This window comes from Halomonas sp. NO4 (genome assembly GCF_010994375.1).
Taxonomy (GTDB): domain Bacteria; phylum Pseudomonadota; class Gammaproteobacteria; order Pseudomonadales; family Halomonadaceae; genus Halomonas.
On sequence record NZ_WHMA01000004.1, the window covers coordinates 145,255 to 157,084 of the forward strand.

At 68.1% G+C, this 11,830-nt stretch carries 14 protein-coding genes; 6 read left to right on the forward strand and 8 right to left on the reverse strand.

The window, feature by feature from the left end; genetic code table 11:
* Positions 1-28 precede the first annotated feature (28 nt).
* From FEF15_RS05140 to tatC, 4 genes are read left to right on the forward strand one after another with little or no spacing between them, the layout of a single operon-like run.
* On the forward strand, positions 29-364 hold the full coding sequence (locus tag FEF15_RS05140; RefSeq protein WP_163558079.1) for a phosphoribosyl-ATP diphosphatase: 336 nt from the start codon (positions 29-31) through the stop codon (positions 362-364).
* Between the two features lie 47 nt (positions 365-411).
* Positions 412-681: a Sec-independent protein translocase subunit TatA gene (tatA, locus tag FEF15_RS05145; RefSeq protein WP_163558080.1), complete on the forward strand. Its 270-nt coding sequence runs from the start codon at positions 412-414 to the stop codon at positions 679-681.
* A gap of 6 nt (positions 682-687) precedes the next feature.
* Positions 688-1,113: a Sec-independent protein translocase protein TatB gene (tatB, locus tag FEF15_RS05150; protein WP_163558081.1), complete on the forward strand. Its 426-nt coding sequence runs from the start codon at positions 688-690 to the stop codon at positions 1,111-1,113.
* Positions 1,110-1,880, forward strand: a complete 771-nt coding sequence (gene tatC / locus FEF15_RS05155) for a twin-arginine translocase subunit TatC (protein WP_163558082.1) — start codon at positions 1,110-1,112, stop codon at positions 1,878-1,880. Before tatB ends, tatC begins: the two co-directional genes overlap by 4 nt.
* Before the next feature lie 102 nt (positions 1,881-1,982).
* Here the strand turns inward: tatC and elbB are convergent, their stop codons facing one another.
* Positions 1,983-2,645, reverse strand: coding sequence for an isoprenoid biosynthesis glyoxalase ElbB (elbB, locus tag FEF15_RS05160; protein ID WP_163558083.1), 663 nt, complete (start codon positions 2,643-2,645; stop codon positions 1,983-1,985).
* Positions 2,646-2,862: 217 nt separating this feature from the next.
* On the opposite strand from elbB, the gene hemB reads away from it, so the two are divergent.
* Both hemB and ppk1 read left to right on the forward strand, forming a co-directional pair.
* Positions 2,863-3,870, forward strand: coding sequence for a porphobilinogen synthase (gene hemB / locus FEF15_RS05165; protein ID WP_163558084.1), 1,008 nt, complete (start codon positions 2,863-2,865; stop codon positions 3,868-3,870).
* Between the two features lie 45 nt (positions 3,871-3,915).
* Positions 3,916-6,144, forward strand: coding sequence for a polyphosphate kinase 1 (gene ppk1, locus FEF15_RS05170; protein ID WP_163558085.1), 2,229 nt, complete (start codon positions 3,916-3,918; stop codon positions 6,142-6,144).
* Between the two features lie 3 nt (positions 6,145-6,147).
* Here ppk1 and FEF15_RS05175 read toward each other — a convergent pair whose 3' ends face one another.
* The 7 genes from FEF15_RS05175 to ubiD form a co-directional block, all read right to left on the reverse strand.
* Positions 6,148-6,660, reverse strand: coding sequence for a DUF3087 family protein (locus FEF15_RS05175; RefSeq protein ID WP_163558086.1), 513 nt, complete (start codon positions 6,658-6,660; stop codon positions 6,148-6,150).
* A gap of 194 nt (positions 6,661-6,854) precedes the next feature.
* Positions 6,855-7,922: a 3-deoxy-7-phosphoheptulonate synthase gene (locus FEF15_RS05180; RefSeq protein ID WP_163558087.1), complete on the reverse strand. Its 1,068-nt coding sequence runs from the start codon at positions 7,920-7,922 to the stop codon at positions 6,855-6,857.
* Positions 7,923-8,234: 312 nt separating this feature from the next.
* Complete coding sequence (locus FEF15_RS05185; RefSeq protein ID WP_163558088.1) at positions 8,235-8,393, reverse strand: hypothetical protein; 159 nt, start codon at positions 8,391-8,393, stop codon at positions 8,235-8,237.
* 59 nt (positions 8,394-8,452) lie between these two features.
* A complete protein-coding gene (locus tag FEF15_RS19600) occupies positions 8,453-8,578 on the reverse strand; it encodes a hypothetical protein (RefSeq protein ID WP_276208192.1) in 126 nt (41 codons plus the stop codon).
* A gap of 244 nt (positions 8,579-8,822) precedes the next feature.
* Complete coding sequence (gene folM, locus FEF15_RS05190; protein ID WP_163558089.1) at positions 8,823-9,536, reverse strand: dihydromonapterin reductase; 714 nt, start codon at positions 9,534-9,536, stop codon at positions 8,823-8,825.
* The gene (locus tag FEF15_RS05195; protein ID WP_163558090.1) at positions 9,533-10,312 is read right to left on the reverse strand and encodes an NAD(P)H-flavin reductase; all 780 of its coding nucleotides are present in this window, start codon (positions 10,310-10,312) and stop codon (positions 9,533-9,535) included. Before FEF15_RS05195 ends, folM begins: the two co-directional genes overlap by 4 nt.
* Positions 10,309-11,805: a 4-hydroxy-3-polyprenylbenzoate decarboxylase gene (ubiD, locus tag FEF15_RS05200; RefSeq protein ID WP_163558091.1), complete on the reverse strand. Its 1,497-nt coding sequence runs from the start codon at positions 11,803-11,805 to the stop codon at positions 10,309-10,311. Before ubiD ends, FEF15_RS05195 begins: the two co-directional genes overlap by 4 nt.
* Positions 11,806-11,830: the final 25 nt, after the last annotated feature.

The window sequence follows — 11,830 nt, forward strand, 5'->3', positions numbered from 1 at the left end:
TTGATCCACCGCAATCGGAGCGCCCGTCATGCGTGATATTCTCGACGAACTCTTCGACGTGCTGGCCAGCCGCCGCCACGCCGACCCTGCCGACTCCTACGTGGCCAGCTTGCATCACCGCGGTCTGAACAAGATACTCGAGAAAGTGGGCGAGGAAGCCACCGAGACCCTGCTGGCAGCCAAGGATGCCGAGGGCGGCAGCGATGCCGAGCGCCAGGCGTTGATCGCCGAGACGGCCGACCTGTGGTTTCATAGCCTGGTGATGCTTTCGCATCTGGGGCTCGACCACCGCGACGTGCTCGACGAGTTGGGGCGCCGCTTCGGCATTTCGGGGCACGAAGAGAAGGCCGCAAGGTCAAAGTGAACGCGACATTCCGGCGCATCCGGAAACCCGAACCAGAGGTAACCTTCATGTTAGGTGGTATCAGTATCTGGCAGCTGCTGATCGTACTCGGCATCATCATCCTGATCTTCGGCACCAAGAAGCTGCGCAACGTGGGCAGCGACCTGGGCGGCGCCGTCAAGGGCTTCAAGCAGGCCGTCAACGAGGAAGACAAGGCGAAGGACAAGGAGGAGAACGCCCAGGCCAAGGTCTCCCACGAGGAGACGCCCAACACCTACGATGTGCGCGCCGAAGAGAAGCGCGAGGAGAAGGTCGAGGATCGGGAAGAGCGCAAGTAAGCCGCCATGTTCGATATCGGCTTTCTCGAACTGCTCCTGCTCGGGGTCGTGGGCCTTCTGGTGCTCGGCCCCGAACGGCTGCCTAAGGCCGCGCGCACGCTCGGGCTCTGGATCGGCAAGGTCAAGCGCACCGTCTCGGGCATGCAGAAGGAAATCAATGCCCAGCTCGAGGCCGAGGAGCTGCGCCAGAAGCTCAAGGAGCAGCAGACCAAGCTCGACAAGAGCCTCGGCAAGGCCAAGCGCGATGTGGAGCGACTCGCCGAGGAGGAGACGCCCCCGCGGCAGCGCGACGCCCCGGCATCCGGCGCCGACGCCGAGACCCCCAAGCCGGCCTCGGCGCGCCTCGATGACGCCCTGGCCAGCGTCAAGGATGACACCGTCAAGGACGACACCGCTTCCGCTGACGACAAGAGGGATGCCGCTTCCCGATGAGCGACTCCGATGACAAGCCGGAAATGGCGCAGACCCCGCTGATCGAACACCTGGTGGAGCTGCGCTCGCGCCTGCTGCGCGCGGTGGTGGCCATCCTGGTGATCTTCCTGGCGCTCTACGCCTTCGCCAACGACATCTACACCTTCGTGGCCCAGCCGCTGATGGCGCTGCTGCCCGAGGGGTCGCAGATGATCGCCACCGAGGTGGCCTCGCCCTTCCTGGCCCCCTTCAAGCTGACCCTGGTAGTGGCGGTCTTCGCCGCTATCCCCTACGTGCTGCACCAGGCCTGGGCCTTCGTCGCCCCGGGCCTCTACGACAACGAGAAGGCGCTGGCCATGCCGATCCTGGCCTCCAGCGTGGCGCTCTTCTATGCCGGAGCTGCCTTCGCCTACTTCGTGGTCTTTCCGCTGCTGTTCGAGTTCTTCACCCAGACGGGGCCGGAGGACGTGGCGGTGATGACCGACATCAACCAGTACCTCAACTTCGTCCTGAAGCTGTTTTTCGCCTTCGGCGTGGCCTTCGAGATCCCCATCGCCACCTTCCTGCTGATCGCCTCGGGCGCCACCACGGTGGAGAGCCTGTCGAAGAAGCGCCCCTACATCATTCTAGGCTGCTTCGTGATCGGTATGCTGCTCACCCCGCCGGACGTCATCTCGCAGAGCCTGCTGGCGGTGCCCATGTACCTGCTCTACGAGGTGGGCATCCTGTTCGGCCGGCTGGTGCGGCACCGCCGCAGGAGCGCGGAGGACGAGGACAGCGAGGCGTAAGCGCGACGCTTCAAGCTTGAAAATCAGCGAGCTCGAGAACGCCGCCATGGCCCTGCCATGGCGGCGTTGTGGTTATCGCTTGCCGCTCCCGACGAAGCGAGATCAAAGGTCCATCATCTCGTCGATGCGGTCGACCAGCTTGAAGATGCCGGTGGCCGCCTCGCTGATGCGGGTGGCGAGCATATAGGCGGGCGTCGACACCACGCGGTTCTCGAAGTCGACCACGATATCCTCGACACCGCAGCTGCGGTGCAGGCCGCCCATGGCGCTGATGGCACCGGCGACCCCCGGGTCGTGGCCCACGGTGACGGCGATGCCCGGGCCCAGCAGCTTGGGCGCCAGCGCCGGACTGATGCACATCAGGCCGATGGGCTTGCGTGCCGAGTGGAAGTCCCCCACCACCTCGACCAGGCCGTCGTGCACCACCATGTCGCTGCCGGCCTCAGCGAAGTTCGACAGGTTCTTGGCGGCGCCGAAGCCGCCGGGCAGGATCACCGCGTCGAAGTCGTCGGCGTCCAGCCCCTCAAGGGAGTCAATGTCCCCCCGCGCCAGTCGCGCGGCCTCCACCAGCACGCTGCGCCTCTCCCCCGGGGCCACGGCACCGCTGTGATGGTCGATGACGTGGTGCTGCGGGATATCCGGGGCGAAGCAGCGATAGCTGATGCCCAGCTGATCGAGCCGCAGCAGGGTCAGCGTGGTCTCGTAGATCTCCGAGCCGTCCTGGACGCCGCAGCCCGACAGGATGACCGCCACCTGTTTACTCATGCCTCTCTCCTCCAATGAGCGGCCCGCCCGTGGCAGGCCCGCGCCTCTCGCCTGAAAGGCAACACTGTAGAGAGTCCCGACGGGTGCGACAAGGCGCGGCTTCCGGCACCGCACGACACTGATATACTCGGGGAAAGCATCCACCCTGTCATCGAACCGTCATCCGCCACGGCTAAGCTTGTCGGGTGGCGATCATGGCCCCAGCCGGAGAGACACCTTGAGCTTCATGACCCCGCGCCAGTATCCCGCCACGCGCATGCGGCGCATGCGCCGCGACGACTTCTCGCGCCGCCTGATGCGCGAGTCCACCCTGACCGCCGCCGACCTGATCTGGCCGGTCTTCGTCCTGGAGGGAGAAAATCGCCGCGAGGCCGTGCCCTCCATGCCCGGCGTCGAGCGGCTGTCGCTGGACCTGCTGATCGAGGAGGCGCGCGAGGCGTTCGACCTGGGCATCCCCGCCCTGGCGCTCTTCCCGGTGGTGGACGCCGCGCAGAAGAGCGAGCTGGCCGAGGAGGCCTACAATGCCTCGGGGCTGGTTCAGCGCAGCGTGCGCGCCCTCAAGGCGGCGCTGCCCGAGCTCGGCGTGATCACCGACGTGGCACTCGACCCCTACACCAGCCATGGCCAGGACGGCATCGTCGACGAGCGCGGCTACGTGCTCAACGACCGCACCGTGGAGACGCTGCTCAAGCAGGCGCTCTCCCACGCCGAGGCCGGCGCCGACGTGGTCGCCCCCTCGGACATGATGGACGGTCGCATCGGCGAGATCCGCCAGGTGCTGGAGCAGGAGCACCTGAGCAACGTGCGCATCATGGCCTACAGCGCCAAGTACGCCTCGCACTACTACGGCCCTTTCCGCGACGCCGTGGGCTCCGCCGCCAACCTGGGCAAGGCCGACAAGCGCACCTACCAGATGGACCCGGCCAACGGCGACGAAGCGTTGCACGAGGTGGCCCTGGACCTGGCCGAGGGGGCCGACATGGTGATGGTCAAGCCCGGCATGCCCTACCTGGACGTGGTGCACCGCGTGAAGGAAGAGCTCCGGGTGCCCACCTACGCCTACCAGGTGAGCGGCGAGTACGCCATGCACATGGCTGCCTTCGACAACGGCTGGCTGGATGCCGACACGGTGATCCTCGAATCGCTACTCTGCTTCAAGCGCGCCGGCGCCGACGGCGTGCTGACCTACTTCGCCAAGCGGGCCGCTCGACTGCTCGCCCAGTGACCGGAGGGCTGTGCCCTTCCGGTCCGCCGACAACAGAGAGAGACCATGGAAGATTCGCACAGCCGCCGCGCGTCCACACCCCCCCCCTCCGGCAGCGTGCCGGAGGGGGAGAGCCGTGGGCCGGCCGAACCGGCCGGCGACGCCGTCACTCCGCGCCTCAACCAGACGGGAACCGGCATCAAGCCCAAGGCGATTCCCGACCCCGAGGCGGACCTCGGCGACCCGAGCCTCTACTTCAACCGCGAGCTCTCCAACCTTCAGTTCAACATCCGTGTGCTGGAGCAGGCCCTCGACGAGGCCCACCCGCTGCTCAACCGGCTGATGTTCCTGCTGATTTTCTCGTCGAACATGGACGAATTCTTCGAGATCCGCGTGGCCGGCCTCAAGCACCAGATCGCCCTGGGCGACGAGTCGACCGGCGCCGACGGGCGCTCGCCGCGCTCGGTGCTTGCCGAGATCAGCCAACTGGCCCACGCCCAGGTGGCGCGTCAGTACCAGATCCTCAACGAGTCGCTGATTCCCGCCCTGGAGCGCCAGGGGCTGCGCTTCCGTCGTCGCGGCGAATGGAACGACGCCCTGCGCGACTGGGTGCGCGAGTACTTCGAGAGCGAGATCATGCCGGTGATCAGCCCCATCGGCCTGGATCCCTCCCACCCTTTCCCGCGGCTGGTCAACAAGAGCCTCAACTTCATCGTCGAGCTCGAGGGCAAGGACGCCTTCGGGCGCGAAGGGGGCTTGGCCATCCTCCCGGCGCCGCGCTCGCTGCCGCGGGTGATCGCCCTGCCGGAGGCGCTGTGCGAAGCGGGCTTTCGCGAGTTCGTGTTCCTCTCCTCGATGATCCACGCCCATGCCGAGGAACTGTTTCCGGGCATGGCTGTGCGCGGCCTCTATCAGTTCCGCCTCACCCGCAACGCCGACCTCTCGGTGGATCCGGAGGAGGTGTCCGACCTGGCCTCGGCGCTGCGCGGCGAGCTGCTGGCACGGCGCTACGGCAGCGGGGTGCGCCTGGAAGTGGCCGACAACTGTCCCGAGGAGCTCGCCGACTTCCTGCTCAAGCAGTTCGAACTCGAGGCGAGCGACCTCTACCGGGTCCACGGGCCGGTCAATCTGACGCGCATGATGTCGGTGCTGAGCGAGGTCGACCGCCCCGACCTGCTCTACCGCCCCTTCACCCCGGGCATGGCCAAGTCGCTGCTGCGCAAGGAGAGCCTGTTCGCCGCCATCGCCGGCGGCGACATCCTCCTCCACCACCCCTTCCAGGCTTTCTCGCCGGTGGAGGACCTGCTGCGCGAGGCGGCCCGCGACCCCGACGTGCTGGCCATCAAGCAGACGCTCTACCGCACCGGCGCCGACTCGGCCATCGTCGGCGCCCTGGTGGAAGCCGCCGGCAACGGCAAGGAAGTGACCGTGGTGATCGAGCTGCGCGCACGCTTCGACGAGGCCGACAACCTGGCACTCGCCTCGCGGCTGCAGGAGGCGGGCGCCATCGTCATCTACGGCGTGATGGCCTACAAGACCCACGCCAAGATGATGCACATCGTTCGCCGCGAGCGCGGCAAGCTGCGCCACTACGCCCACCTGGGCACCGGCAACTACCACGCCCGGACGGCCAAGCTCTACACCGACTACAGCCTGCTCACCGCCGACCCGACGCTGTGCGCCGATGTGCACAAGGTCTTCCAGCAGCTCTCCGGCATGGGCCGCGCGCGGCACATCGACCGCCTGCTGCACGCCCCCTTCACCCTGCACGAACGGCTGGTGGCGATGATCGACCGCGAGGCGGAGCACGCCCGTCGCGGGCGCACCGCGCGCCTGATCATCAAGTGCAACTCGCTGACCGAGCCCAAGCTGATCCAGGCCCTCTATCGGGCCTCCCGGGCGGGGGTGGAATGCGACCTGATCATCCGCGGCATGTGCTGCCTGCGCCCCGGCGTGCCGGGCATCTCGGAAAGCATTCGCGTGCGGTCGGTGGTGGGACGCTTTCTGGAACACACCCGGGTCTTCCACTTCCACAACGACGGCAAGCCGGAGACCTGGTGCTCCAGTGCCGACTTCATGGCGCGTAACATGTTCCACCGCGTGGAGACCGCCTTCCCGCTGCGCGACAAGAAGCTTGCCGCCCGAGTGCGCAAGGACCTGGAGACATACCTGGTGGACAACTGCCAGAGCTGGCTACTGCAGCCCGACGGCACCTACCACCGCCCGGAGCGCGGCGACAGCGCGCCGATCAGCGCCCAGGAGACGCTGCTCTACGCCTATGCCGCCAAGGCGTGATGCTCATTTCTTGCGGAAGGCGCGCAGATCCTCGGGATCGAAGCCCTCGACCTGCTCGGGCAGCCCCTTGTCGCGGCGCAGCTGACGCACCCGCACCCGCTCGGCCGCCCGCTCGCTGTCGTCGTCGAGGGTACGGCCGTTGAGCTCAGCGAGCTGCGTCATGCCCTGGTGGTAGGCGGTCAGCAGATGCAGGGCGACGTCGTTGCCCTCGTCCACGGCTTGGCGCAGGGTCGAGAGGTAGCCGCTGAGCCGCGAGAGGTGGTGCTTGAGCTGCCAGACGTAGCGCATCTCCGCCATCCAGGGGCGCTCGCGCAGCACCGCGAACACCAGGCTGGTGGCCATCAGCCCCAGCAGCACGCCCAGGGCGTTGAGCCACAGGCTGGAGCCGAACGTCGCGGTGAGCAACTGGGCGAACACCAGCCCGAAGACGATCAGCTGGCCGGCCATGGCAACGCTGATGATGCGCGCCTTGCGGCGGTAGGTCGCCGGGTCGTGGTGTTCGAAGTGAAACGGCATGCGGGGCTCCTCGGGCGGACGGGACTGGCGGGATTATCCCGACATCGTCCGCCCGGGTACAGGGCCAACCACTGGCTCCGGCAACAGGCCTACGGGGAGGCGCTGTGAATACCTCCCTGTACGCTACCGACGCCATCCCTGGCGTCGGACCTTCCCTCTGGCCTGTTCCCGGCGCCGCTCACAGCGGTGGCGACTCAGCGCAACTGCTCGGCGGCCTCGCGCAGCAGCGCCTCGGTCTCCTCCCAGCCCAGGCAGGCATCGGTGATGGAGACGCCGTAGCGCAACGCACCGGGCTCCAGCGGCTGCTTGCCCGCGTTCAGGTGGCTCTCGAGCATCACCCCGGCCAGCGCCGTCTCCCCGTCCCGGCGCTGGGCGAGCACGTCGCGCAATACCGCCGCCTGGCGACAGTGATCCTTGCGCGCGTTGGCGTGGCTGCAGTCCACCATCAGGCGCGGGCGGAGCCCGGCGCCCTCCAGCGCCTCGCGCGCCGCGCGCACCGAGGCGGCATCGTGGTTGGGGCCGCCGTGGCCGCCGCGCAGCACCAGCTGGGCATGGGCGTTGCCGGCGGTGTCGCGCACCACCGGCTGGCCGGCGGCGTCCAGGGCGAAGTGCTGATGGGGGTGGGCGGCGGCACGCATGGCGTCCAGCGCCACGCCGATATCGCCGCCGGTGGCGTTCTTGAAGCCCACGGCGGCCTCCAGGCCGCTGGCCAGCTCACGATGCAGCTGCGATTCGGTGGTGCGCGCGCCGATCGCCACCCAGGCCAGCAAATCCTCCAGGTAAGGCGCCAGCATCGGCTGCAGCAGCTCGGTGGCCACCGGCAGGCCGAGGGCGGCGATCTCGCGCATCAGCTGGCGCGACAGGGCCAGGCCGCGGGCCATGTCGCCGCTGCCGTCCAAATCGGGATCGTAGACGAGCCCCTTCCAGCCCACCGTGGTACGCGGCTTCTCGACGTAGACGCGCATCACCGGCAACAGCCGGTCGGAAACGGCGGACGTCAGCTCGGCGAGGCGTCGGGCATAGGCCAGGGCCGCCGCCGGGTCGTGGATCGAGCAGGGGCCCACCACCACCAGCAGGCGATCGTCCTCGCCGCTGAGGATGCGCTTGACGGCGTCGCGCTGGGCGGCGACCTGAGACGCGAGCTGGGGCGAGCGGGGCAACCGGGCATGCAGCTCGGCGGGGGTGGGCAGCCGCGTCTCGCGGCCGGTGTCGGTGGCAGTGTCGAGGGGCTGGCGTTCGGCCAGGGAAAGCGGGGCATTCATGGCAATCAACTCCGTGAGGTCGGCAAACATCGTGTCGAGGTCATGCCACCGGCAGTCTCACGGTCGGAGGTGGCGCACTGGACCGACCGCGGCTCGCTAAATCGCCAATAGCCGTAGTAGCCAGCGAAACCGGGCTGCGGGCGATGGGCGACGGCGATGGGTGCGGTCATGGTGCTTCTCCTGATTGTCGTGTCTCGCTTCAGGTTGCTTGGCGGCCGGAAACGCAGAACCCCCGGGCGGGCGGCCGTCCGGGGGTTCTCTGCGGAGGCGGCCCTGGTGGGGTGTGCCTCCCGGCGATGTCGCGTCTTGCGTTCAGGACATGGCCGCCGGCACACCGGTCATAAACCAGTAGCCGAACCAATAGCCACGAGGTGACACGCCCTGCATGCCCTTTCCACCGCGACCGGCCACGGCCTCTACGCCACACGAGGCGGCGAGGGAAGCAGGGTTGGCAGGGCGCTGTCGGGTCATGGCACTCTCCTGAAGTCGGCTTTCATCGTGCCGCATCGCCGCGGGCTTGGCAAGAGCGGCTAGCCGCTGACCACCTGCACCCAGCCGATGGTCGCCGGCAGGGCAGCCATGCCGACGACCACCACCAGACCCAGCACCAGCGACAGCAGCCCGCTGTCGTCACGAAAGTCGTCATGATGCGCCATGGGGAATACCTCGTTTTCTCGTCAGGGGCATCAGTTTACCGCAGGCGACGCCGGCCATCGACCGCATGGGGCGGCAACCCAGAGGCAATCATAGATAGTGTGGGAGGGAGCTTCAGCTCGCGAAGCAGCGCGCAGCGCTGCCCAAACGGGGCGCCTTTCGGCGCCTTCGCCCGGCAGAGCCGGCCTCCCACTCCTGCTGCCTGGCCATGTCAGGGCATGACCAACTTGCGATTGCCTTGGGCAATCAGCGCAGGTGGCGCCCGCCGTCGACCGGCAGGGTGATGCCGGTGACGTAGCGGTTGTCGAGCAGGTAGCGCAGGCTCTGGTAGATCACCCCGGGACCGGGGACCATCTCCATGGCCGACTTGGCCTTGGCCTTGGCCACGTAGGCGTCGCTGTCACCCTCGTTGAGCATGATCAGTGCCGGGGCAATGGCGTTGACCTGGATCGACGGGGCGTACATCGCCGCGAAGGAGAGCGTCAGGTTGGCCAGCCCCGCCTTGGTAGCGGCATAGGCGGCGTGCTTCCTCGAGCCCTTCTGCACTACATGATCGGTCAGGTGGACGATATCGCGCTGGGGCTCGCGGCACGCCTCGAGCAGCTCGCGGCCGTGGAGGTTGATCAGGTAGGGCGCCTGCATATGGATACGAAACAGCCGCTCGAAGTTAGCGCCCGCCTCGTCGCCGACGGAGTCCGGCGCCCAGTCGCTGGCGTTGTGCACGATGGCGCGCAGCGCCCCCGTCTCGGCCTTGAGCCGAGCGAGGAAGTCGAGGATGCCCGCCTCCGTGGCGAAGTCGGCCTGCAGGGTGACCACGCCGCGACGACGCAGTTCGTCCAGTGCGGGCCGCTCGCGGCGGTAGCTGATGATCACCGGATGGCCGTCGTCGATGAGGCGCTCGGCGCAGTGGCGGCCCAGCCGCTGGGCACCGCCGGTGATGAGAATCGGCGCGGCGCTCACGAGCCGGTCTCCCGCTTGAGGCTGCCCACGGTGGGCACCAGAGGGCGGCGCGGGGCGTAGGCGAAGACATCGGAGAAGGTGCGCGAGGCCTCGAGACCGAGCGAAGCGAGCACGTCCACGCAGGCGTAGACCATGCCCGGCGAGCCGGATAGGTAGACGTCGTGGTCGCCGGCATCGGCGAGATCCAGGGCCAGCGCCTCGTCGATGCGCCCGCGGTGGGCGATCACCCGCTCGCCGGCGACCGGGGTCTCCGGGGCCCGTTCGGTCACCATATGGAAGCGGAACGTCGGGTACTCCGCGGCCCACTGCCGCGGCAGGCTCTCCAGGTAGAGGTCGCGGCGCTCGCGGGCGGCCCACCACAGCTCGATGGGGCGCTCGGGCGCCTCGTGCAGGGAGGCCTCGATGATCGCCTTCATCTGGGCGAAGCCGGTGCCGGCGGCAATCAGCAGCAGCGGGCGCGTACTCTCGCTGTCCAGCACGCAGTCGCCGCCAGGCAGGTGCAGGGTGAGCCGCTCGGCGACCTGGACGAGCTCGCGCAGGCGCGCCGAGTTGCCGCGCTCCGGCCAGTGCTGGATGTGCAGCTCCAGGGTGCCGTCGCCGGCGTGGGCGTTGGCGATGGAGAACGGCACCCAGGTGTCGTCGTCGAGCTTGAGCTGCAGGTACTGGCCCGGCGCGTGGGCCATGGCCTCGGCGCGCCCTTCCAGGCGCACCCGGAACACGTCGGGGGTCAGGTCCTCCACCGCCGTCACCTGGCAGGTCAGGGTCCTTGCCGTCATGAATGCCTCTTGTCGTGTGTGTCGGGGAGCGCGATGCCCAGCTCGTTCCAGCGTTCGCTGACGCGGGCCTTGATGGCCTCATCCATGACGATGGGCGTGCCCCATTCGCGGTCGGTCTCGCCGGACCACTTGGCGGTGGCGTCGAGCCCCATCTTGGAACCGAGTCCGGCCACGGGCGAGGCGAAGTCCAGGTAGTCGATGGGCGTGTTCTCCACCATCACGGTGTCGCGGGCCGGGTCCATGCGCGTGGTGATGGCCCAGATCACGTCCTTCCAGTCGCGCGCGCTGACGTCGTCGTCGAGCACCACCACGAACTTGGTGTACATGAACTGGCGCAGGAAGCTCCACACGCCCATCATCACCCGCTTGGCGTGGCCGGGGTACTGCTTCTTCATGGTCACCACCGCCATGCGGTAGGAGCAACCCTCCGGCGGCAGGTAGAAGTCGACGATCTCGGGGAACTGCTTGCGCAGGATCGGCACGAACACTTCATTGAGCGCCACGCCCAGTATCGCCGGCTCGTCGGGCGGCCTTCCGGTGTAGGTCGAATGGTAGATGGCATCGCGGCGCTGCGTCAGGCGCGTCACGGTGAACACCGGGAATTCGTCGACCTCGTTGTAGTAGCCGGTGTGATCGCCGTAGGGCCCTTCCGGCGCCATGTCGTCAGGGTAGATGAAGCCCTCGAGAATGATCTCGGCGGAGGCCGGCACCTCCAGGTCGGCGTGACCACACTTGACCAGCTCGGTGCGCGAGCCGCGCAACAGCCCGGCGAAGGCGTATTCGGACAGCGTGTCCGGCACCGGGGTCACCGCCCCCAGGATGGTGGCCGGGTCGGCGCCCAGCGCTACCGCCACGGGGAAGGGCTCGCCGGGATGGGCGGCTTGCCACTCCTGGAAGTCCAGTGCGCCGCCGCGGTGGGAGAGCCAGCGCATGATCAGGCGATTGCGACCGAGCTTCTGCTGACGGTAGATCCCCAGGTTTTGGCGCGTCTTGTGCGGCCCCTTGGTCACCACCAGCGGCCAGGTGACCAGCGGGGCGGCATCGCCCGGCCAGCAGTGCTGGATGGGCAGGCGGTCGAGGTCGACCGCCTCGCCCTCGAACACCCGCTCCTGCACCGGCGCCGAGCGCACCCGCTTGGGCCCCATGCTCATTACCTGCTTGAAGATCGGCAGCTTGTCCCAGGCATCGCGCATGCCCTTGGGGGGATCGGGCTCCTTGAGGAAGGCGAGCAGCTTGCCCACCTCGCCCAGCGCCTCGACCGACGCCTCGCCCATGCCCAGCGCGACCCGCTGGGGCGTGCCGAACAGGTTGCCGAGCAGCGGCATGGCGTGGCCCTTGACGTTCTCGAAGAGCAGCGCTGGCCCGCCGGCGCGCAGGGTGCGGTCGCAGATCTCGGTGATCTCCAGGTAGGGATCCACTTCGGCGGTCACCCGCTGGAGCTCGCCCCGTTCCTCGAGGGCCGCGATGAAGTCACGCAGATCCTTGTACTTCATTGGGTTTCCCGATTCTGCCATAACG